We start from the raw sequence: 22,431 nt of genomic DNA on the forward strand, positions 1-22,431 counted from the left end.
GAGAAAAATACAGATGGACAGAGAATTCACGGCTGCGGATAGGGTTCTGGCAGCCAGAGATCAGAAGAGGCCGACATGCAGGGAATATATCGACCGGATTTTCCATGACTTCACGGAACTTGCGGGAGACCGGGCTTTCGGGGAGGATCCCGGCATTCTCGGCGGAATCGGAAGTTTTCACGGGATTCCGGTGACGGTGATCGGACAGCAGAAGGGAAGAAGTCTGGAGGAGAATCTGAAGTACCGTTTCGGGATGCCGAATCCGGAGGGCTATCGGAAGGCTGTACGGCTGATGAAGCAGGCAGAGAAATTCGGCCGCCCTCTGATCACCTTTGTCGACACCCCGGGAGCATATCCGGGGAAGGAGGCGGAGGAAAGAGGTCAGGGAGAAGCCATCGCACGGAGCATCGAGGTGATGAGCCGGCTCGAGATTCCCTGCATCGCCGTTTTCATCGGAGAAGGAGGAAGCGGCGGTGCGCTGGCGCTGGCTGTGGCGGATCGGATCATCATGCTGGAGAACAGCATCTTTTCAATTTTGTCGCCGGAAGGCTTCGCCAGTATTCTGTGGAAGGATGCCGGACTCTGGAAAGAGGCGGCGGAGGCCATGAAGCTGACAGCGGAGGATCTCAGCCGGCTCGGAATCTGTGATGTTATCGTGCCGGAGCGGAATATCGCGGGGGAAGCCGGGCGCGACCGGCTCTTTGTGGAGACAGATCGGGTGATCTGGGAGCAGCTTGAACGGCTCCTGAAGCTCAGCGGCCGGGAACTTCAACGGGGAAGATACAGAAAACTCAGGAACGTAGGGAATTTCAATGGCAGGAATTAAGATAACCGGGTACGGCTGTGCCCACGGAGACAGAACGGTAACAAATGAGGACCTGGCGCGCGTTGTGGATACCAGCGACGCGTGGATCCGCAGCAGGACCGGAATAGAAAGCAGATATTTCGCGGACAGCCGGTCGAACCTTGATATGGCCTGTGAAGCCGCGGAGACGGCGCTTCAGCGCTGGGGAGGCGACCGTAGAGACGTGGACCTTCTGCTGGTCTGCACCTTTACGCCGGATCTGGCGACGCCTTCGGTGTCGTGCGGAGCGGCGGGGAGACTGGGGCTTTCACAGAAAGTCATGTGTCTGGATATCAACGGTGCCTGCTCTGGATTCGTGTACGGCTGCACTCTGGCGCACGCCATGCTTACCGCCGGAGAAGCGCGCCGCGCGCTGGTCATCGGAAGTGAGAAGATCTCTCCGCTGATGGATCTGACGGAGCGGGGAAGCGCGATTCTTTTCGGGGACGGAGCGGGAGCCGTGGTGCTGGAGGCGGATGGCACAAAGGAATTCGCTTCGTGCTCCGACTGTGTCCCGGAGTCGGAGACACTGTTCTGCGAGCGCTTCGATCCGGCGATTATGATGAAGGGACAGGAGGTCTACCGGTTTGCGGTCAACGCAGTTCCGGAAAGCATTTACGGCGTCCTCCGAAAAGCCGGAAGAAGGGCGGAGGACGTGGACTGGTTTATTTGTCATCAGGCAAATCTCAGAATTCTGCGCAGCGTCGCGGGGAAACTGGATGTGGGAATGGAACGGTTTTATGTGAATATTCAGCGATACGGGAACACATCGGCGGCCAGCGTCGCCATCTGTCTCAGCGAGATGCTGGAAAATGGATTGCTGAAACCGGGACAGCGAGTCGTCATCACCGGCTTCGGAGCAGGGCTGACGTGCGGCTCGGTTCTGCTCACCGTATAGCACTTGCGGCGGAGCGCAGAGGCTGCGACGCAGCAGGGAGTTCGGGGCGGAACGCAGTACTTGCGATGCAGCAGGGAGTCCGCGGTGGAGCACAAGGTGCGCGGCGGAGTATAGCGTCCGCGACGGAATATAGAGGGCAAAGCAGAGTAGGAGGAATATGGATATCAACAAAATGTTCGGGATAGAATTTCCGATTTTTCAGGGCGGTATGGCGAACATCGCGACCGGGGAATTCGCCGCGGCTGTTTCCAACGCCGGCGCCATGGGAATTATCGGAGCCGGAGGTATGGACGGTGCGGATTTGCGGGAGAATATCCGGCGCTGCAAAGACAGAACGGATCGCCCCTTCGGCGTCAATATCATGCTGATGAATCCCTGCGCAGACGAGATGGCGGAAATCGTCTGTCAGGAAGGGGTTTCCCTTGTGACCACCGGAGCCGGGAACCCGGGAAAGTATGTAGAACGATGGAAAAAGGCGGAAATCCGCGTTTTTCCGGTAGTATCGTCCGTGGCGCTGGCAAGACGTCTCGCCGCTTCGGGCGCGGACGGACTGATTGCGGAGGGTTGTGAAAGCGGAGGCCATATCGGAGAGCTGACTACGATGACGCTGGTTCCGCAGGTCGCGGATGCGGTGGATCTTCCGGTAATCGCGGCCGGAGGCATCGCCGGAGGCCGTCAGATGGCGGCCGCGGAGCTTCTGGGAGCTTCCGGCGTGCAGATCGGCACGATCCTGCTTGCCAGTGAGGAATGTCCGATTCATCAGAACTATAAAGACGCGCTGATACGAGCGAAGGATAACGACACTGTAGTTACCGGAAGAACCGTGGGAGCGCCGGTGCGGATACTGAAAAACCCCATGGCCCGGGAATATCTGAGAAAGGAACGGGCAGGCGCGGAGAAGATGGAGCTGGAAGCCTTTACACTGGGATCGCTGCGCAAGGCGGTGCTGGAGGGCGACGTCAGAAACGGTTCGCTTATGGCGGGGCAGGTGGCAGCACAGATTAAGGAAATCCGTCCGGTTCGGGATATCCTTGAACAATTGGAGAAGGAATATGAAGAAATTGCTGGATAAGCTGTCGGTCCCTGTCATCCAGGGCGGCATGGGAATCGGGATCTCCATGGGAGGCCTCGCCGGAGCTGTGGCCGCGGAGGGCGGCATGGGAGTCATCTCCACCGCGAATATCGGGTTCCGCGAGCCGGATTTCCGGGAAAATCCGCTTGCCGCCAATATCCGGGCGCTGCGGCAGGAGATCCGCAAGGCGCGGGAAATCGCAGGAGGACGCGGACTGCTCGCGGTAAACGCAATGGTTGCGACAACGGAGTTCGCAGTCATGGTCCGGGAAGCGGTTCGTGCCGGAATCGATGCGGTAATCAGCGGCGCCGGGCTGCCCCTGACCCTGCCGGAGGCGGCCGGAGAGGGTGCTCTTCTCGCGCCTGTCGTGTCGGGAGACAGGGCTGCTGCGCTTCTGCTGAAGCACTGGGAACGCAGGTTCCAATGCCGGCCGGATTTTGTCGTCGTAGAGGGCAGCGAGGCCGGAGGGCATCTCGGGTTCCGGAAGGAGGAGCTGCTCGACGGTACGGCCCGGAGCCTGCGGGATACGGTGAAGGCAGTGAAACAGAAGGTGGGAGAGATCCCTGTATTCGCGGCGGGTGGCGTTTTCAGCAGAGAGGATATCGATGAAATCCGCCGGGCCGGCGCGGCAGGAGCTCAGATTGCAACACGTTTCATTGCGACGGATGAGTGCGACGCCAGTCAGGCGTATAAGGATGTGATTCTCGCGGCCGGAGAGGAGGACGCGGTGATTATCGACAGCCCGGTGGGAATGCCGGGGAGAGCGCTGCGCACGCCGCTGATCGACAGAATCCGGACACAGGGCCGCATCCCGCCCCGGAGCTGCATGAACTGCATCGTGACCTGCGACCCCGGAACTACCAAATACTGTATCAGCCGGGCGCTGATCGCAGCGTATCACGGTGACCTGGAGAACGGACTGTTTTTCTGCGGGAGCAATGTGGGACGCGTGAACCGGCAGGTGACCGTGCATGAACTGATAAAGGAGTTGACGAAATGAAAACTGCAATTTTGTTCGCCGGACAGGGTGCGCAGCACGTCGGTATGGGAAAGGATTTTTATGCGGAATATCCGAGGTTCCGTCAGGTGTTTAACCTGCTTCCGGAGGAGCAGCGGCGGATCGCCTTCGAGGGGCCGGCGGAGGAACTGAGGAAGACGGAGAACACTCAGCCGATTATGCTGGCATTCGCCCTCGGCGTGTACCGGGTGCTGCAGGAATATGGCTTTGTCCCCGACATGGCCGCAGGCCTCAGCCTCGGTGAATATTCCGCGCTCGCTGCCGCGGGAGTCTTCGATGACAAAACAGCGATCGAACTGATTACGTTCCGCGGAAAGCAGATGGCGAAGGCCTCAGAGGGGACGGATACTGTGATGAGCGCGGTAATCGGACTGGACCGGGAGGCGGCGGAGAACGCGTGCCGCGAAGCGCAGGCGGAAGGAACTGTCGAAATCGCCAATTATAACTGTCCCGGCCAGATCGTGGTGTCCGGAACGGAAGCGGGCGTTGCTGCCTGCGAGAGGAAAGCGAAGGAGCTGGGAGCACGGCGGTGTATACGCCTCGAGGTCAGCGGGCCCTTTCATACATCATATATGAAACCGGCGGGGGAAGCACTGGCGGAATATTTCCGGGGCAGGACCTTCGGGAGCATGAAGCTTCCGGTGGTGTTCAACTGTCTCGGCAGAGAGAAAACCGGGGCAGAAACCGTCAGGGAACTGCTGGTCAGGCAGGTTTCAGGCAGTGTGTATTTCGAGGACACCATACGGTACATGGCGGAGCACGGGATAACCGGGGCTCTGGAGATCGGGCCCGGGAGAGCGCTTTCCGGCTTTGTGCGCAAGACAGAGCGGAGCATCGAAACGATGAGCATTGAGACGACAGAGGATCTCGGAAAGGTGAAAGCATGGACAGAGAAACAGCAGTAATTACCGGCGGAAGCCGGGGCATAGGCAGAGCCGTTGCACTGAAGCTGGCGGAGCGGGGCTGCGACACGGTGATAAATTACGCCGGGAACAGAGAAAAAGCAGAGGAAACCGCCGCTCTATGCCGGAAGCACGGTGTGTCGGCTGTGACTGTGCAGGGAGATATCGCGAGGAAGGAGGACTGCGAAAAGATTATTCAGACTGCGCTGGATAATTTCGGACACATCGATATCCTGGTCAACAATGCGGGAATCACGAGGGACAACATCATCATGCGGATGAGTGATGAGGAGTTCAACGCCGTCATCGACACCAATCTGCGGGGAACCTATCATATGATGAAGCTGGTCTCCCGGCCGATGATGAAGCAGCGTTACGGACGTATCGTCAGCCTGGCGTCGGCGGTGGGCCTGATGGGGAACACCGGGCAGATCAATTACGCGGCCAGCAAGGCCGGCGTCATCGGGATGACAAAGTCTCTGGCCCGGGAGCTCGCGTCCCGGAATGTGACGGTAAATGCGGTGGCGCCGGGATTTATCGAGACGGATATGACGGACGCACTGCCGAAGGCCGCGGCAGAGACCATGAGCAGAATGATTCCTCAGGGTCGTCCGGGAACTCCGGAGGAGGTGGCCGCGGCGGTGTGCTTCCTGGCCGGAAGAGAAGCCGGATACATCACAGGGCAGGTGCTGTGTGTGGACGGCGGAATGCGCATGTAGGGGGAACAAAATGAAGAGAAGAGTAGTCATCACAGGTATGGGAGCGATCTCTCCCATCGGTAATTCAGCAGAGGAGCTGTGGAGAAGTGCAGAAGCCGGAGTCTGCGGAATCGGACCGGTTACGGAATACGACAGCACCGGTATGAAGGTGCAGGTCGCAGCGGAGGTGAAGGACTTCGACCCCACGCGGTATATGGACAAAATGGAGGCCCGGCGGACCGCACGCTTTACGCAGCTCGCCATCGGCGCGGCGGACGAGGCCTTTCTGCAGAGCGGACTCGCGCCGGATGACGGGGAATCGTATCGCTGCGGCGTGAACATCTCCAGCGGCATCGGCGGACTGGATGTCATCGAGAAGGAACATCTGCGGGGGCTTAAGCGTGGCTTTGACCGCGTGTCGCCGCTGTTTGTGCCGTCGGCGATCTGCAATATGGCGGCGGGAGTCGTCGCTATACGCTTGGGTTTTCGGGGAAGCTGCACCTGTGTGCTTACGGCCTGCGCGTCCTCCGCGAACGCGATCGGGGAGGCGTTCCGCAGCATTCGCGACGGATATGCGGACGTGATGGCGACCGGCGGCTCGGAGAGCTGCATCACCGATCTGGGCATGGGAGGATTCACGGCCATGAAGGCTTTGTCAGAGGAAACAGATCCGCGGCGCGCGTCCATTCCCTTTGACGCAGAGCGGGAAGGCTTTGTCATGGGAGAAGGCGCCGGAATCGTGATCCTGGAGGAGTTTGAACACGCGAGGGACAGAGGCGCATCGATTCTGGGAGAAATCGTCGGATACGGGGTCAGCTGCGACGCACATCATATGACTGCGCCGCTGGAGGATGGCAGCGGTGCGGCCCGGAGCATAACGGAGGCGATCCGTGACGCCGGGATCCGGCCTGAAGAGGTGGGATACATCAACGCCCACGGAACGGGAACTCCGATGAACGACCGGTGCGAGACCGCGGCAGTGAAGCTTGCCTTCAGGGAACACGCCCGGAGACTGGCGATGTCTTCCACAAAGTCTATGACGGGACATACGCTGGGAGCCTCCGGCGCGCTGGAGACAATTCTGACCGCGAAAACGCTGGCTTGCCAGATTGCCCCGCCTACGATAAACTATCAGGTTGCGGATCCGGACTGTGATCTGGATATCGTTCCGAACAAGAGCAGGAAGATCGACACGGAGTATGCCATGACGAACTCCTTCGGGTTCGGCGGACATAACGCGTCGCTGATTTTAAGGAGGGTTTAGTATGCAGCTGAATATCAGTCAGATCCAGAAGATTCTGCCTCACCGGTACCCGTTTCTGCTGATCGACAGGATCACAGACATGGAGGAGGGAAAGTGGGCCAGCGGGATCAAGTGTGTTTCTGCCGGTGAAATGCAGTTCCTGGGACATTTTCCGGACTATCCGGTGATGCCGGGAGTGCTGATCATAGAAGCACTGGCGCAGACAGGCGCGGTGGCGCTTCTCAGCGAACCGGAGAACAGAGGAAAGCTGGCCATGTTCGGCGGCGTCCGCAGCTGCCGTTTCAAGAGAGAGGTGCTGCCGGGAGATGTGCTGGAGCTGTACTGTGAAATCGAGTCCCGGCGCGGTCCCATGGGATTCGGAAAGGCCATCGCCAGCGTGGGGAACGAGATCGTCGCCCAGGCCAGACTGTCCTTTGTCATCAAGGATTCAATTGAAAAATGATAAAGAGTCTGGTAGAATCGACACATAAGGAGAGTGCCGAGATGTTAGAGCAGAATTTTTCCCGTGTGTATAATAAATTCAAGCTTCTTTTGTACACCCGTGTGCTGAAGGACTTCAATGATAAAAAGGAAGAAGCGTTGTCCACTCTGGAGGTGATCTGCATGGAAATCATCGTGGCGCTGGGTGAACCGACGGTCAACGAGTTCGCCAGATTCGCCAGGATGTCGGCGCCCAACGCGGCGTACCGGGTCAGCAAACTCTGTAATAAGGGATATATTGAGAAAATCCAGAGCCAGGAGGACAAGCGGGAATATCACCTCCGCCCCACCGGAAAGTATCAGGAAAACTACGGGGACGCCTTCAACTATATCGATGTCGTTTCCGGACGGATAAAGAAGCGTTTCGACGCGGCAGACAGCGAGAAGCTCGACCGCATGCTGGAGATCATTGCCGACGAGCTCATGCCTGAGGTGGATACCATCCGGAACTGCGAATAGCGGTCCGCTCTCTGGAGGAGAACAGAAAGGGAAAAGAAAGCTTATGCCTGAATTCAGTGTCAGACGTCCATACGTGGTTCTTGTGGCGGTGCTTGCGCTCTGTGTCCTCGGAATCACCGGGTTTACCCGCATGACGACGGATTTTCTTCCGGAGATGAATCTGCCTTACATGGTGATCGTTACCAGTGATCCCGGTGCATCGCCCCAGAAGGTGGAGAGCGAAATCACCAATCCTGTGGAAGACGGAGTTTCAACGCTTCCGGGGATTAAAAATGTCACCAGCACCTCGGCGGGCAACGTCAGCCAGGTTATGCTGGAATTTGAGACGGACACCAATATGGACAGCGCCATGGTCAAGGTGACGTCGGCGGTGAATCAGCTGGAGCTGCCGGACGGAGCGGGAAAACCGTCTGTGATGGAGGTCTCCATGGACATGATGCCGGTTCTCTACGTCAGCGTTGACAAAGAAGGACTGGAGGGCGGCGAGCTGTCCCGCTATATCGAGGACAATGTCGTGCCGGACATCAAGCGTCAGGACGGCGTCGCCAGTGTTCAGACCCAGGGCATGGTACAGGACTCGGTTCAGGTGAAGCTGAATCAGAAAAAAATCGATGCGGTCAACAGAAGGATCCGTGCTGCGGCGCTGTCGAAGCTGCAGGAGGCAAAGGATAAGCTTGACCGGGGACAGACGCAGCTGAATGAGGCGAAGGCTGCCCTGCAGAAGCAGAAGGACAGTCTGAACCGGCAGCAGAAGAAGTCCGCCGGTGAAATGGCGAAATTCACCCGGACGATGAACACCCTGCTGGCCGCGAAGGCGGCTCAGCAGTCTCAGGTCACGTCGCTGGCCGCATATACGGCTGCGCTGAACGCTGAAAAGGCGCTGTACGCGCAAAACGATCCCTCCGGCTCGAGAATCGGCGAGATTGAGACGGAGCTTCGGAATCTGAAGACGAAGTCGGCCGCGGCGCAGGCGGCAGCCGACAAGAGCAGTAAACAGATTGACAAAGCACTGAAAAACTATGATAAAGTGGAGGCCGGGAAGATTACCGCGGCGGCCGCTTTCGGCGGCGCCAGCGCACAGATCGCTGTAGCGGAGGCCAGCCTGAACGACAGTCAGAAGGAACTGGAGCAGGGCTACGCAAACTATCGGAGCGGAAGGAAGAAGGCTCTGGCGAACGCCAGCGCGAATCAGCTTTTGTCCCTGGATACCCTCTCTAAATTAATCACAGCGGAGAATTTCTCCATGCCTGCCGGTTACATCACCGGAGGGAATCGTCAGTACCTGGTGCGCATCGATGAGGAAGCGAAGAGCGCCGGCGCTGTCGGAGACATGGTGCTGACCAGCATAGACGGAGTCGGCGACATCACGGTGGACAGTGTGGCCGATGTGAAGATTGAGGATAACGGCAGTGAAACCTACGCAAGAGTAAACGGAAGGGACGCTGCTGTTCTTGCGGTGTACAAAGCCAGTGCTGCCGGGACCTCTGCGGTATCGGATAATGTGAACGCCGCCTTCGACCGGATGCAGAAGGAGCAGAAGGGTCTCGAGGTGACGACGCTGATGGATCAGGGGGAATATATCAACGTCATTATCAACTCGGTCTTTTCCAATCTGATCTGGGGCGCGATTCTGGCGTTTCTGGTGCTGCTGCTGTTCCTGAGAGATTTGCGGCCGACGCTCGTGGTGGCGGTATCTATTCCGCTGAGCGTGCTGTTCACGATTCTTCTGATGTATTTTTCGGATATTTCCATGAACATCATCTCCATGTCCGGACTGGCGCTGGGTATCGGCATGCTGGTGGATAATTCTATCGTTGTGATGGAGAATATTTACCGGCTGCGGAATCAGGGAGTCAGCGCGGCGCAGGCGGCGGTTCAGGGAGCGGGACAGGTCGCGGGAGCTATTGCCGCTTCTACACTGACGACCATCTGTGTGTTCCTGCCGGTTCTGTTCACAAACGGACTGACGAGGGAGCTTGTGCAGGATATGTGCCTGACCATCACCTTCAGTCTGCTGGCCTCACTTGCCGTCGCACTGACGGTTGTTCCATCGGTTTCGGCGACGCTGATGCGGAATGTGCAGCCGAAGGAGCACCGGCTTCTGGAAAGACTCATGGTACGTTATGAAAGAGCACTGAGGTTCTGTCTCCGGAAGAAATGGGTTCCGGTTCTGCTGGCGGTCGTGCTGCTTGGGGTCTGCGCCGCCAGAGTCGCGAGCACCGGCGTGGTGATAATTCCGGAAATGTCCGGAACGCAGATCAGCGTTGCGTTAGAAGGGGATCCGGAGGATGACCTGGAGGACAATTTCAAGGTGATGGATCAGGCCTCCCGGCAGATCCGGAAAATCGACGGGGTGAAGACCGTGGGCGCTATGCAGTCCGCGACACTGTCCATGGGAATGATGGACAGCAGCTCGAGAAATTTTACGACGCTGGTACTGCTGCGGGATGACGCCGCGGATCAGAACCGGAAAATCGGCAGAAGGATCGAGAATATTCTCGACGGCCTGAACGTGAAGAGTTATACTGTCAGCACTGAGGCCATGAGCTCCTCCTCCCTGACGGGGAGCGGTCTGCAGGTGGACATTTACGGCGATGACAATGAAAAGATCCTGGACATCAGCGACGATATCATGAGCATGGTGAAGAAGGAGAAGGGGTTTGAAAACGTGGTCAACGGTCAGGAGGCCGCGGATCCGGAAATCGTTCTGAACATCGACAAAGCAAAGGCCATGCGGCGCGGGCTGACTGTCGCGCAGATATATCAGGCGCTGGCGGAGAAACTGAAGGATTCCCAGACGGCCACGCAGATCCAGATAAACGGGGATCAGATCGATGTGAACCTGAAGGACAGCCGCCGTCAGCTCACAAAGAAAAATCTGCTCGACTTCAGAATTTCCGGCACCACCACCGGTGCGGACGGCACTCAGACCACAAAAAAATACAGACTCGGCGATTTCGCCACCTTCAGGGTTCAGGACGGAATCGCATCTATCGGTCATGATAACGGTTCCAGAATGATTTCCGTCAAGGCTGACACGAAGGACGGCTACAACACGACGCTGCTGTCCCGGAAGCTGGAAAAGAAACTGAGCGCCTATCATGTCCCCGCAGGGTATGAGGTGAAGCTTGCCGGTGAAACAGAATCCGTCAACAAAATGCTGCGCGACATGGGTCTGATGATGCTTGTGGCGCTGATTCTGATTTATCTGATCATGGTGGCACAGTTCGCCAACTTCCTGTCGCCCTTCATCGTCATGTTCACGATTCCCCTGGCCTTTACAGGAGGATTTCTCGCACTGATGATCACGGGTGAGGAACTGTCCATGATTTCTCTGATGGGTTTTCTGATTCTGTCCGGAGTTGTGGTGAATAACGGCATCGTGTTCATCGACTACGCGAATCAGATGCGAAAAGCGGGAATGGACCGGGTGGAGGCGCTGGTGAAGACCGGCAGAGACCGCATGAGGCCGATCATGATGACCGCGCTGACGACGATCCTCGCAATGTCAGTGATGGCGCTGAGTCACGATGAAGGAGCAGAGATGGGCCGGGGCATGGCGATCGTCACCATCGGCGGACTGCTGTACGCCACTCTGATGACACTGTTCATCGTGCCGGTCCTCTACGACGCCTTCTATCGAAAAAGAAATCGCCGTCGCCCCGGATCCCTCCGGAGGAAATTCTTCCGCCGGAAGACATCACAGGTCTGAGACACCGGCGGGCGCAGGCGAGGGCGTCGAACACACTCCGCGGCGCCGGCGAAGCTCCGGATTCATAGCAGTCCGAGGGTTTTCAACACGAAAAGCCAGCCTGTCAGTGTGAACGCGGAAAAAAATGTTGTCAGCATCACTGTGCTGGAGGTCAGTGTACCCTCGTGCCCCATTTCGCGCGCCATGACGTAGCAGCTGACGGTACTGCAGGAACAGCACATAATCAGAATCGCGACGAGCCTGTCCTGCCGGAATCCCAGTGTGACGGCGAGGGGAACAAAAATCAGGCCCAGTCCGATGAGCTTGATGAACGCACCGAGTCCGGCGGTTCGGATGCCGGAGAGTGCTTTCTTCAGATTAAAGGACGCGCCCATGGCCATGATGCCGAGAGGCGTAGCCAGCCGGGCCAGATTTTGTACGGTATGATCCAGGATGCTCCCCATGGGCAGACGCAGCACGGACCAGAAAAGACCGGCGAATATTCCGATCAGAATAGGATTGGTGATGATTCCGAACGCCGTCTTTCTCACCTGCGCCCGATTCATCCCCGTCCGTTTCATTTTGTCCCTCTCCGGCGTGAAAATCGTGAGAACGACCACTGCCGCCGCATTATAAAGCGGAACCGCGCCCAGCATCATCAGCGGGGTCATGCCGGAAGTGCCGTAAAGGTTGGTGACAAGGGAAACCCCCAGGATGGCGGCGCTGCTGCGGTAGCTGACCTGAATGAATTCGCCCTGAACGCGCCGGTCCTTCAGCAGACAGGAGATGGCGACGCACAGCAGGATGGAGACAAGAGTCGCCAGAAAGCAGAAAAGCACGAACCGCAGATCCCAGACGCGCCCGAAGTCTTCGCTGCACAGATCGTAGAACACCAGCGCCGGCAGAGCCACCCGGAACACAAAAGAATTCATTTTCGCCACAAAAGCGTCATCAAAGATTCCGACACGCATAAAAAACATCCCCAGGAGCATGAGCAGAAATATAGGGACGACAGCATTCAGACAAAAGATAAGGTTGTTCAGCATTTCATGCTCCTTTCGGGTCCGCCGGAATTCTCAGACCCTGAGACTTCAAGGCGCGCCGGTTTCATCGAACTATGAATCGACGGGAAGTAAGGGGATAATACGGCGGGCGGCAGCTCCGCACGGATGGCGGTAAATACGGTGTTTTCCATAGTCCTATTATAGCGGCAAAGCGCATAATGTCAACGAACCGGCAGGGAACCGGAGGCTGAGGACCGAGAGCTCGCGTAATTCCGTCATTTCAACCTCGCGTAATTCCGTCATTTCAACAGTTGCCATTGTGCTCCGGCAGGAGTATAATATTGAATCTGAAAAGAAAATCCGTTGATGAATCATCAATAGAAAGGGGAGACTTATGAATATTGTTTGCTTGGACATGGAGGGAGTGCTGGTTCCGGAAATCTGGATTGCGTTTGCGGAGGAGACCGGAATTCCGGAGCTGAAAAGAACCACGCGGGACGAACCGGATTATAACAAACTGATGCGTTTTCGCCTGGACATCCTGAAGGAGCACGGGCTGGGGCTGAAAGAAATTCAGGAAACCATCGGGAAAATCGATCCACTGCCCGGGGCGCGGGAATTTCTGGATGAGCTGCGCCGGACCACGCAGGTGATTATTCTCAGCGATACCTTCGAGCAGTTCGCCAAACCGCTGATGGAAAAGCTGAACTGGCCGACCATCATGTGCAATACGCTGGAGGTTGCGCCGGACGGTGAAATTACAGATTTCCATATGAGAGTGGAGAACTCCAAGCTCAGTACCGTGAAGGCGCTGCAGTCTATCGGTTACGAAACCATTGCGAGCGGAGACAGCCATAACGATCTGGCGATGATTCAGGCGAGCAAGGCCGGATTCCTGTTCCGCAGTACAGACGCTATCAAGGCGGAGTATCCGGAGATCCCGGCATATGAAGAGTTCGACGATCTTCTGGCGGCCATCAAGGCGGCGCTCTAGTGATTGCGGAGGTTACAGGTGATGCAGAAATCGCAGTCCTCGCGGAACTCACGGAACTCACGGAACTCGCGGGTGTCGGGGAATTCACGAAACTCACGGAACCCGCGGAATTCGCAGTCCTCGAAGAAGTCTCCGGCTCGCCGGAGCTCACGAGATACGCAGACAGATAAGACGGTCGAGAAGGTGACAATGAAGCCCGGGACCATGCTGAGTCCCGTGCCGGCGGTACTGGTTTCCTGCGCGTCAGACGGAAAACAGAATCTGATTACAATTGCCTGGACCGGCATCGTCAATTCCGAGCCGCCGATGACCTATATTTCGGTGCGGAAATCCCGTTATTCTCATGAGCTGATCCGCAGAAGCGGCGAGTTCGTCATTAATCTGGCGACGGAGTCGATTGCGGAAAAGGTGGATTTCTGCGGCGTTCGCTCCGGGAGAGATGTGGACAAATTTGCAGAGTGCGGTTTTACGCCGGTTCCGTCGGATCGGATCTCTGCGCCGCTTGTGACGGAATCGCCGGTGAATCTGGAGTGCGTGGTGCGCGATGTAATTGAGTATCCCAGCCATGATATGTTTGTCGCAGAGATTGTCTGCGTTCACGGGGACAAAACCTTATTCGACGAGACCGGACGGTTTTGTCTGGATGAGGCCGGTCTCATTGCGTACAGCCACGGCGAATACTTCGGGCTGAAGCATCGGCCGCTTGGAAGGTTCGGATACTCGGTAATGAAACCGAAAACCCGGCGCCGCATCCGGAGGGAACAGAGAGCTTCACGAAAACGCAGATAGCTCCCGGACAGGCCGGATTCGAATATCAGCAGGCTCTCAGCCGCAGCGGGAGCCCGAACTGACAGCAGGCGGATGCCGGGGAGTCGAGACAGAATGAAACAGAATCGGCATGATGCGGACAAAGCGCTCCGCATCTTTTTTTGTACCGGAATTAAATCACAATCAGCTCCAGAATGAATACGGTCAGGCAGCTCATCCCGGCGACCATAAACAGGCTTGCGCCGAACCAGGCGGCGAGAACGCCGACAGCCATGGCTGCCGCACCGGAAAGGGGCGACTGGGTTGTGGTGAGGATGGCCGGAAATGTCATGACTGCCAGAGTCACATAAGGCACATAGTATAAGAAGGACTGGAAAAACTGATTTTCTATGGGGCGGCGGATCAGCGTGACCGGAAGAACCCGGCAGGCTGCCGTTGCCAGAGCCATGACGGCGATGTAAATGTAAATGTTATGCGGCATTTCCGGTTTCCTCCTTATTTACAGGCGCACTCTGTTTTTTTTTCAGTGGGAAAGCGATGGCCGCGGCGGCAGAGATTACCACGGTCAGAATGATTGTCCTGTTTCCGGCGGACAGATCCTTCACCACCGGAAGCTGCGATGCGGCGTAACTGCTCGCAAAGCTGACGGCAACAAAGGCGCAGACGATTTTGTCCCTGCGCGCGGGCGGGATGATGACGGACAGGAACATTCCGTAGAGCGCAACGCTCAGAGCGCTGACGAGCCGCATAGGGAGAAGGTTCCCCATGACGATTCCGAGCGCGGTTCCCGCCGACCACATAGGTGCCGCGACGGTCCACGCTCCCAGCATATAGAAGGGATTGACGCTGCCCGGACGGGCGATGGTGATGCCGAAGATCTCATCGGTGATGCAAAGCCCGGTAATCAGCCGCTTCATCGGCGGGGTGCTTTCCGGGAGCCGCTGGTTCAGTGCGAATCCCATCAGAAGATAGCGCAGATTGGTAATCAGAGTCATGACCACCAGCTGAAACAGCGTGGCGTTTGCCGCGTACAAAGTAAACCCGATGTATTGTCCTGCGGAGGCGTAGGTCGTGTAGCTCGCCAGAAAACCCTGGAATGCGTTGAAACCGCAGTCTCTGGCAGTGATGCCGAGAGAAAAGGAAACGGCGAAGTATCCCAGTGCGATGGGAATTCCGTGACGCATGCCCTGCAGGAAAACAGCCCGGTTGGATTCCATTCAGATCAGCTCCTTAACAGTAATTCTGACTACAACTATAACACCGGCATTGACATAAGTAAAATTCATTTATATTATATTTAAATAAGTATAACTTATGTGAACGCGCCGCTGCGCGGGACGCCGGGTATGGTATCAGACGCTGCGGGTGCGATGTCTGGGCAGAGACGCCCGTGAGCAAGGAGGAAAGACGATGAATGCACTGTCGAAAAGCCGTATTTTCTGCCGCGTGATGGAGAAGGGCAGTTTTACCGGAGTTGCGGAGGAAATCGGATATTCTCAGAGTGCGGTCAGTCAGATAATAAGGAGCCTTGAGAAGGAACTGGGGACACAGCTGATTGAGCGGCGCAGAGAGGGGATTCGTCTGACGCCGGACGGCGTTCAGTATTTCCCGTATCTGCAGGCGATTTGCGGAGCCGAGGACGCGCTGGAGCGGAAGCGGAGAGAAATGCAGGGTCTGGAAAACAGCATGATCCGTATTCTGACATTTACAAGCGTCAGCCGAAACATTCTGCCGCCGATGATGAAGAAATTCAGACAGAAATATCCCGGAGTGGATTTTCAGCTGAAGCAGGGGGACTATACATCCATCCGCAGAGATATTGTGAACGGCGAGGCGGATTTCGGATTTATGAGTACCGGCGACGCCAGCTATACAGATGTCAGAACTCATGTGCTCTATGAAGACGGAATGGTGGCGGTGCTGCCCGCGGGGCATCCTCTGGCCGCCCGGAAGAGTGTCTCTTTGACGGAGCTGGCAGAGGAGCCCTTTATACTGCTGAATGAGGGCGAGGATTATAATACGGTGGAGACAGGATTTGCCCGGTACGGACTTAAACCCCGCATCGAGTACGATGTATATGATGATTATACGATTCTGGCGATGATCCGGCAGGGCTTCGGAGTGTCCATCCTGTTTCGGAAGGTCATCCAGGGCTTCGAGAAAAATGTGGAAATCCGGGAGATCGACGAGCCGCTGAGCCGCACGGTTGCGCTGGTCTGGCGGGACTGGAATACCATGCCGCTGGCGTCGCGTCGCTTTGCGGATTACATTATCCGTCACATCGAAGAATATAACGGTTAACCGGCGGCCGTAGTTCGGGCGCCGCGGCTGGTCCGTGTGCCGCAGATCACGCAAGCCCCGCCTGAATCAGGAACTTCGCGCCGGCCAGTTCCCTGTGCAGGAGCCGGGCGATATGACGGTGCCGGAGCAGACTGTCGCCCGGATGGGACTTCAGGTAATCGGCGATGGTCAGCGTCAATGTCCTGCGGTTTGCGGCGTCCGCCACATCCCGGAGAATGTCTCTGGCACCGGCGGGATCGAGGTTTCGCAGGGTATTCAGGGACAAAATATGATCCGTCCGCACTGCGATATCCACATCTGCCCGCGCTGCAGCGACAGCGTCCGCCAGGCGGTCCAGAAAATGCTCCCGGCCGTACAGCACCAGAGGGTCCAGGGCGAAAATCTGGGCGCAGGCGTCTGCGTTGCGAAGCGTTTTTTTGTCGAAGGAGCCTTTGATAAATGTGAAGAACTCTCCGTCGTACACGCCGAATTCCTTCATGGCGTGCTGATACCCCAGCCGTACCGTGCGCCGGGAGTTTTTGGGGTCGAAGACCAGGAAATCTCCCAGATCCCATTTGCTCCGGATCAGACGGACGCCCGGTACTCCTTCCGCCTGTTTCGGAAAATACCGTCCGGGCGCGTTCATGTAGACGGCGACGCAGGAGGCGGCGCCGTGTTCCTGTGCCATGGGAACCGGCAGATTGTTGGTGTATCCGCCGTCGATATATTTGCGCCCGTCGATTTCATGATACTGAACGGCAGGAAAGGCGGAAGCGGATGCGATGATGTAGTCTGCCAGACGGCCCTTCGGAATATCACCGATCCAGAAGGGACAGCCCTTCATGGACGGAATTTCAGTCGTCAGAAGTCCCATTTCGATGGGCGAACGACGCACTGCCTCCTCGTCAAGAAATTCCCGGAGAAGCTTTTGCAGTCCGGAGATTCCCGCGCCGCCCTGCTTCACAAACTCCTTCGCGAAGTCTTTTGTTGTCGCATGCGGATCCACGTCGAAGATCATCTCCGTCCCCAGGCTTTTCCACAGCTCATACATGCTGTCCGCATCTCCCTGGGCGATCATCGCCGCGTTCAGCGCACCCACGGAAACGCCGACGACCATATCGAAATGCATATCCAGCTCCGTCAGAGCCTGCCATACCCCGGCTTCATAGGCGCCCCGGGAACCGCCTCCGCCGAGAACAAGCGCCGTTTTATCCTTTTTCATTGATGTTTCTCCTCCATCCGTGCTATACTGGTAATACAAGTATACCCGATGAAGGGAGGACAGACAATGGATGAAAGACTAAAAAAGATTATTGACGCGAGCAGCAATATCGTGTTTTTCGGCGGCGCGGGAGTTTCCACGGAAAGCGGAATTCCGGATTTTCGTTCGGAAACCGGACTTTATCACGCCCGGGAGGTCTACGGACATTCACCGGAGACAATGCTGTCGCATACATTTTACCGGCAGAATCCGGAACTTTTTTTCAGGTATTATAAGGAAAATCTGATCCACACATCGGCAGAGCCTAACGATGCACACAGGGCGCTGGCGAAGCTGGAGGCGGACGGCAAGGTGAAGGCTGTCGTGACGCAGAATATCGACGGGCTGCACCAGAAGGCGGGGAGCCGGAACGTCTACGAGCTTCATGGCAGTGTGCAGCGCAATTACTGCGAGAAATGCGGGAAACCCTATCCTCTGGATTACGTTCTGGATGAGAGCAACTGCGACGGCGGCGTGCCGAAGTGCAGCTGCGGCGGCACGGTCAAACCGGATGTCGTGCTGTACGAGGAGGCGCTGAACGAGGACGTGATCAACGGCGCGGTGAACGCAATTGCAGCGGCGGATACGCTGATTATCGGCGGAACCTCTCTGGTGGTTTACCCGGCGGCCGGGCTGATTCACTATTTCCGCGGCAGTACTCTCGTCCTGATCAACAAAGACAGTACTCCGTACGATGATAAAGCGGATCTCGTCATTCATGACGCGATCGGAAAGGTGATGAAGCTGTGAATATCCTTGTGGTAAATGACGACGGAATCCGCTCTCCGGGAATCGCGCATCTGGTGAGGGCGCTGTCGGAGCGGGCGGACGTATATGTCGCCGCGCCTGCGGGGCAGCGGAGCGGAGCCAGCCAGGCCATCACCATCAGTGAAGAGATATTTGTCCGGCCCGTGGAATTCCCCTGCGCGGAGGCCGCCTATGAGGTTGTCGGGACTCCGGCGGACTGCACCAAAATCGGCCTTCAGTTCTTCGGCGAACAGGGCGTGGCGATGGATATGGTCTACTCCGGAATCAACTTCGGCAGCAACCTCGGCATGGATACTCTTTACTCCGGTACTGTGGGGGCGGCGATGGAGGGCGCCCTGACAGGAGTTCATTCCGTGGCTGTGTCTGTGGACAGTCACGAGGCCAGCCATTTTGACGTAGCCTGCGAGCTGGCGCTGGATGTGATGTCCTTTGTGCGTACAAAGACAAGCCCGGCGACGGTTCTGAACATCAATGTTCCGGACCAGCCCAGGGAAAAGATAAGAGGAATCCGCTTCACCCGGCTGGGCGGAAGATATTACCGCGATATCTTTGTGCCCTCTGAAGGCGGAGGGTACAGAATGGAGGGTGCCCCGGACGCCGCGGCGGATGACAGAAAACTGCTGGATGTGACTGCACTGGCCGAGGGCTATGCCTCTATCACCCCTCTTGCGGTGGACAATACCCGGCTGGACCTGATGACGCCCCTCGCGGAGGCGGGCTTCGGAATCCGGCGCAGAGCGGAAGCGTCTTCCGGAAGAACCCCGGAAAGCCCTTCGGAAGCGTCAGCCGGAGCCGCTGCGGAATAACGCGAAACCCGCGGAAAAGCCGGCGGAAGGAGCGGAAAAAACGCGGAGAGAACCGCTGCAGAAACGGGAGCGGACATCGAGGAGAATATGGTTGCTTTTTGTTCAGCACTGTTGTAGAATGAAAGTGACAAAGATTTAACAAAATATCGGTTGAATTGCCAAATGGCTTTTTAAATAACAAGGAGGTACACTTAATATGAAAGATGTAGTAATCGTAGGCGCTGCGAGAACAGCGATCGGAACCTTTGGCGGAACTCTGAAGGACGTTCCCGCAAGAACTCTTGGTGCCGTTGTAATTAAAGAAGCAATTAAGAGAGCAGGCATCAAGGCGGATCAGGTGGAGGAAGTCATCATGGGCGACGTGCTCCAGGGCGGCCTCGGTCAGAATGTAGCGAGACAGATGTCATTGGATGCGGGAGTTCCCAAGGAAGTACCTGCGATGACGATTAATAAGGTCTGCGGCTCCGGACTGAGAGCGGTTGAGCTGGCTGCGCAGATCATCAAGGCGGGCGACGCTGATATCATCGTTGCCGGCGGAGCCGAGAACATGTCCGCGACTGCTTACGCGCTTCCGAAGGCAAGATGGGGAGCCAGAATGTTCGACGGAAAGATGGTCGACATGATGGTCAACGACGGTCTGTGGGACGCGTTCAACAACTATCACATGGGAATGACCGCCGAGAACGTTGCGGAGCAGTGGGGTCTGACCAGAGAAGAGCTGGACGAGTTCGCTCTGAAATCTCAGCAGAAGGCTGAGGCCGCGATTAAGGGCGGCAAGTTCAAGGACGAGATCGTTCCGGTTGAAGTTCCCCAGAGAAAGGGCGATCCGATCGTCTTCGACACAGACGAGCATCCTAAGTTCGGTTCCACGATTGAGAAGATGGCCAAGCTGAAGCCGGCGTTCAAGAAGGACGGCGGAATCGTTACAGCGGCCAACGCTTCCGGAATCAACGATTCCGGCGCCGCAGTCGTCGTTATGTCTGCGGACAAGGCCAAGGAACTGGGACTGAAGCCGCTGGTCAAGATCGTAAGCTATGCTTCCGCAGGCGTCGACCCGAAGATCATGGGTGTCGGACCGGTTCCGGCTTCCAAGAAGGCTCTGGAGAAGGCCGGCCTGTCCATCGCAGATATGGATCTGTACGAGGCAAACGAGGCGTTTGCGGCGCAGTCCGTTGCGGTAGGCAAGGAGCTGGGCTTCGATCCTGAGAAGCTGAATGTAAACGGCGGCGCAATCGCGCTCGGCCACCCGATCGGAGCTTCCGGCTGCAGAATTCTGATCACTCTGATCTATGAGATGCTGAGAAGAGACGATGCGAACAAAGGACTGGCGACGCTCTGCATCGGCGGCGGTATGGGAACCGCAGTCGTTGTTGAGAAGTGCTGACCCGGATCATACTGATCGCGCGGCGGAGTCCGCGCAGTTGTATCCGTAAGCCTTTGTTGTCACAAAGAACTTAAAATCCCTGCCCGCGCTGCCGGGCAGGACACAGCCCTGCTGACGCGGGGCTTTTTTATGCGGCCGTTCATCGACATTCACCGGAAACTGTGGTAAAATGAGGCAGGGAGCAAAAGGTGAGGAGAAGAATATGACCGGAAAAAAGCTGACGTTGATTATTGTGTTGCTGTTTGCTCTGACGATTGCGGTCGGAACGCTGGGGGGATACAGGTTCTGGCAGGACAGTCAGAGAGAGCCTGTGATTACCCTCGCGCCGGGAAACGCGGATGCCGGCGCTGTCCGTCTGCGGTACGGCGACCGTTACAGGGAGCCGGGATATACCGCCAGAGCAGGTGACGGCAGGGATATCACCGACAGGGTGAAGACACAGATACCGGATATGACGCGTGTCGGGAACTATACCGTCCGTTACACTGTGACGGACAGCGCGGGACGCGAGGTTTCGGCTGTCCGGCAGGTCACAGTGACGTGGCCTGCTCAGACAAAGGCCGGACGGAAACGGGGGCTTGCGGTGCTGATGTATCATGATGTATATGATCCGAAGCGTCCACCGGCAGACCTGAACGCGAATATGATTTCAACCGCAACATTGGAGGGCGAACTGAAGTATCTCGTGGCGTCGGGGTACTACTTTCCTGCCTGGAGCGAGGTGCGGGAGTATCTTGACGGAAAAATCGACCTGCCGGCGAAGAGTGTGGTGCTGACCTTTGACGACGGGACGAAGGGCTTTATTCATCATGCGGCTCCTCTGCTGGAACGCTACAGCGTGCGGGCGACATCCTTTGTGATATGCTCCAAAAACGGCGCGGCTATGGTGAAGAAAAACTACCGGCACATCGATCTGGAATCTCATTCCTACAACATGCACCGGCCGGGCGGGAAAATTGGTCACGGAGGCGTCATGACCGCGCTGAGCGATCAGGAGAGGGTGGCGGATCTGAAGAGGTCTCAGGAGATCCTGGGCAACCGGAACGCGTTCGCCTATCCCTTCGGAGATTATAACGACGGGTGCAGAAAATCGGTGAAGGAGGCGGGCTTCAGAGTTGCGTTCACAACCGCTTACGGAAAAATCCATCCCGGCGACGATCCGTATCTGCTGAGCCGGGTCAGAGTGAACGGAAATATTTCCCTGGAGACATTCAAAAAAATGATATAAAAATGACTGTGATTTTAAACAATATGACAGTCAAAAGAATAAAACTGTGATAAAATGACAGGAGAACAAAGTACGGTATTCGGTTAGGAGGCGAGAGTCATGGAAGAAAACAACAGAACTGAAATCAGCGGCAGCGCGCTGCTTGCGGGCGCGATTGCGCTGGAGGCTGTAGCGGTTGCGGCGGCGTACCGGACACGCGCGCTGGACCGGGTCAAGTACCGGTTGAAGAGGACCGTCGAGGCGACGAATCTGAACGCCTTTGAGAAGTCGGATCAGGGACGGATCCGCAAGCTGGTCCGCAAATACATCCGCAGAATTGATAAGGCGAGAACAAAAGAAGGTGCGATGGCGGCCAAGAAAGCGTTTGATGAAGCTGTCGCGGAGATCGGGACGTCGGCGAGGAAACTGGCGGACGAAAAACTGGAGGCTCTGGGCGACGTATACGGATACGCGATGGACAAATATGCGTATCCCGGAGGCGAGAAGGTGAAAAACGCCGCAGGAAAATATGTGGACAAAATCAGGGACGCCGCGACCAGGGAAAATGTCCGGGAGCTCAGAGACGAATTCCTGTCGCTGGCAGGCCGTGCGCTGAAAAAGAACTGAGAGAAT

At 56.9% G+C, this 22,431-nt stretch carries 23 protein-coding genes; 19 read left to right on the forward strand and 4 right to left on the reverse strand.

Annotated features, from left to right (window positions below; all coding sequences use genetic code 11):
* The first annotated feature begins 13 nt into the window (after positions 1-13).
* The 10 genes from BHK98_RS09980 (at position 14) to BHK98_RS10025 (ending at position 11,347) form a co-directional block, all read left to right on the forward strand.
* Complete coding sequence (locus BHK98_RS09980; protein WP_075713886.1) at positions 14-826, forward strand: acetyl-CoA carboxylase carboxyltransferase subunit alpha; 813 nt, start codon at positions 14-16, stop codon at positions 824-826.
* Positions 813-1,742, forward strand: coding sequence for a beta-ketoacyl-ACP synthase III (locus BHK98_RS09985; RefSeq protein ID WP_075713888.1), 930 nt, complete (start codon positions 813-815; stop codon positions 1,740-1,742). The genes BHK98_RS09980 and BHK98_RS09985 overlap by 14 nt, the downstream gene beginning before the upstream one ends.
* A gap of 157 nt (positions 1,743-1,899) precedes the next feature.
* Positions 1,900-2,814, forward strand: coding sequence for a nitronate monooxygenase (locus BHK98_RS09990; protein ID WP_075713890.1), 915 nt, complete (start codon positions 1,900-1,902; stop codon positions 2,812-2,814).
* Entirely contained in the window at positions 2,795-3,814 is a 1,020-nt protein-coding gene (locus BHK98_RS09995) for an NAD(P)H-dependent flavin oxidoreductase (RefSeq protein WP_075713892.1), read from the forward strand. The genes BHK98_RS09990 and BHK98_RS09995 overlap by 20 nt, the downstream gene beginning before the upstream one ends.
* On the forward strand, positions 3,811-4,737 hold the full coding sequence (gene fabD, locus BHK98_RS10000) for an ACP S-malonyltransferase (protein ID WP_075713894.1): 927 nt from the start codon (positions 3,811-3,813) through the stop codon (positions 4,735-4,737). Before BHK98_RS09995 ends, fabD begins: the two co-directional genes overlap by 4 nt.
* Positions 4,716-5,453 (forward strand): 3-oxoacyl-[acyl-carrier-protein] reductase, encoded by a 738-nt coding sequence (fabG, locus tag BHK98_RS10005; RefSeq protein WP_075713896.1) that lies wholly within the window; start codon positions 4,716-4,718, stop codon positions 5,451-5,453. Before fabD ends, fabG begins: the two co-directional genes overlap by 22 nt.
* Before the next feature lie 10 nt (positions 5,454-5,463).
* A complete protein-coding gene (fabF, locus tag BHK98_RS10010) occupies positions 5,464-6,696 on the forward strand; it encodes a beta-ketoacyl-ACP synthase II (protein ID WP_075713898.1) in 1,233 nt (410 codons plus the stop codon).
* 1 nt (position 6,697) lies between these two features.
* A complete protein-coding gene (gene fabZ, locus BHK98_RS10015) occupies positions 6,698-7,138 on the forward strand; it encodes a 3-hydroxyacyl-ACP dehydratase FabZ (RefSeq protein ID WP_075713900.1) in 441 nt (146 codons plus the stop codon).
* A gap of 41 nt (positions 7,139-7,179) precedes the next feature.
* A complete protein-coding gene (locus tag BHK98_RS10020) occupies positions 7,180-7,635 on the forward strand; it encodes a MarR family winged helix-turn-helix transcriptional regulator (RefSeq protein ID WP_075713902.1) in 456 nt (151 codons plus the stop codon).
* A gap of 43 nt (positions 7,636-7,678) precedes the next feature.
* Positions 7,679-11,347 carry an efflux RND transporter permease subunit gene (locus tag BHK98_RS10025; RefSeq protein WP_075713904.1) on the forward strand — a complete coding sequence of 1,223 codons (3,669 nt, stop codon included), beginning with the start codon at positions 7,679-7,681 and terminating at the stop codon, positions 11,345-11,347.
* Between the two features lie 62 nt (positions 11,348-11,409).
* Here the strand turns inward: BHK98_RS10025 and BHK98_RS10030 are convergent, their stop codons facing one another.
* On the reverse strand, positions 11,410-12,372 hold the full coding sequence (locus BHK98_RS10030) for an AEC family transporter (protein WP_342718797.1): 963 nt from the start codon (positions 12,370-12,372) through the stop codon (positions 11,410-11,412).
* A gap of 352 nt (positions 12,373-12,724) precedes the next feature.
* Between BHK98_RS10030 and thrH the strand changes: the two genes are divergently transcribed.
* Genes thrH through BHK98_RS10040 form a run of 3 tightly spaced genes read left to right on the forward strand, consistent with a single transcriptional unit; the run spans position 12,725 to position 14,113 of the window.
* Positions 12,725-13,324: a bifunctional phosphoserine phosphatase/homoserine phosphotransferase ThrH gene (gene thrH, locus BHK98_RS10035; RefSeq protein WP_075713906.1), complete on the forward strand. Its 600-nt coding sequence runs from the start codon at positions 12,725-12,727 to the stop codon at positions 13,322-13,324.
* The gene (locus tag BHK98_RS13570; protein ID WP_158024493.1) at positions 13,324-13,494 is read left to right on the forward strand and encodes a hypothetical protein; all 171 of its coding nucleotides are present in this window, start codon (positions 13,324-13,326) and stop codon (positions 13,492-13,494) included. The genes thrH and BHK98_RS13570 overlap by 1 nt, the downstream gene beginning before the upstream one ends.
* 19 nt (positions 13,495-13,513) lie before the next feature.
* Entirely contained in the window at positions 13,514-14,113 is a 600-nt protein-coding gene (locus BHK98_RS10040) for a flavin reductase family protein (protein WP_075713908.1), read from the forward strand.
* Between the two features lie 151 nt (positions 14,114-14,264).
* Here BHK98_RS10040 and BHK98_RS10045 read toward each other — a convergent pair whose 3' ends face one another.
* Both BHK98_RS10045 and BHK98_RS10050 read right to left on the reverse strand, forming a co-directional pair.
* Positions 14,265-14,573, reverse strand: coding sequence for an AzlD domain-containing protein (locus BHK98_RS10045; RefSeq protein ID WP_075713910.1), 309 nt, complete (start codon positions 14,571-14,573; stop codon positions 14,265-14,267).
* On the reverse strand, positions 14,563-15,309 hold the full coding sequence (locus BHK98_RS10050) for an AzlC family ABC transporter permease (protein ID WP_075713912.1): 747 nt from the start codon (positions 15,307-15,309) through the stop codon (positions 14,563-14,565). Before BHK98_RS10050 ends, BHK98_RS10045 begins: the two co-directional genes overlap by 11 nt.
* 193 nt (positions 15,310-15,502) lie before the next feature.
* On the opposite strand from BHK98_RS10050, the gene BHK98_RS10055 reads away from it, so the two are divergent.
* A complete protein-coding gene (locus tag BHK98_RS10055; RefSeq protein ID WP_075713914.1) occupies positions 15,503-16,393 on the forward strand; it encodes a LysR family transcriptional regulator in 891 nt (296 codons plus the stop codon).
* Positions 16,394-16,439: 46 nt separating this feature from the next.
* Here the strand turns inward: BHK98_RS10055 and BHK98_RS10060 are convergent, their stop codons facing one another.
* Positions 16,440-17,594: a patatin-like phospholipase family protein gene (locus tag BHK98_RS10060; protein ID WP_075713916.1), complete on the reverse strand. Its 1,155-nt coding sequence runs from the start codon at positions 17,592-17,594 to the stop codon at positions 16,440-16,442.
* A 66-nt stretch (positions 17,595-17,660) separates the two neighbouring features.
* Here BHK98_RS10060 and BHK98_RS10065 point away from each other — a divergent pair, with 66 nt between their 5' ends.
* The 5 genes from BHK98_RS10065 (at position 17,661) to BHK98_RS10085 (ending at position 22,425) form a co-directional block, all read left to right on the forward strand.
* Positions 17,661-18,383, forward strand: a complete 723-nt coding sequence (locus BHK98_RS10065; RefSeq protein ID WP_075713918.1) for an NAD-dependent protein deacylase — start codon at positions 17,661-17,663, stop codon at positions 18,381-18,383.
* Positions 18,380-19,207, forward strand: a complete 828-nt coding sequence (gene surE, locus BHK98_RS10070; RefSeq protein ID WP_075713920.1) for a 5'/3'-nucleotidase SurE — start codon at positions 18,380-18,382, stop codon at positions 19,205-19,207. Before BHK98_RS10065 ends, surE begins: the two co-directional genes overlap by 4 nt.
* A gap of 196 nt (positions 19,208-19,403) precedes the next feature.
* Entirely contained in the window at positions 19,404-20,591 is a 1,188-nt protein-coding gene (locus tag BHK98_RS10075; protein WP_075713922.1) for an acetyl-CoA C-acetyltransferase, read from the forward strand.
* A gap of 202 nt (positions 20,592-20,793) precedes the next feature.
* Positions 20,794-21,819 (forward strand): polysaccharide deacetylase family protein, encoded by a 1,026-nt coding sequence (locus BHK98_RS10080; protein ID WP_158024494.1) that lies wholly within the window; start codon positions 20,794-20,796, stop codon positions 21,817-21,819.
* Between the two features lie 99 nt (positions 21,820-21,918).
* The gene (locus tag BHK98_RS10085; RefSeq protein ID WP_075713926.1) at positions 21,919-22,425 is read left to right on the forward strand and encodes an albumin-binding GA domain-containing protein; all 507 of its coding nucleotides are present in this window, start codon (positions 21,919-21,921) and stop codon (positions 22,423-22,425) included.
* Positions 22,426-22,431: the final 6 nt, after the last annotated feature.

This window comes from Hornefia porci (assembly GCF_001940235.1).
In the GTDB taxonomy this organism is placed as follows: Bacteria; Bacillota; Clostridia; order Peptostreptococcales; family Anaerovoracaceae; genus Aminicella; species Aminicella porci.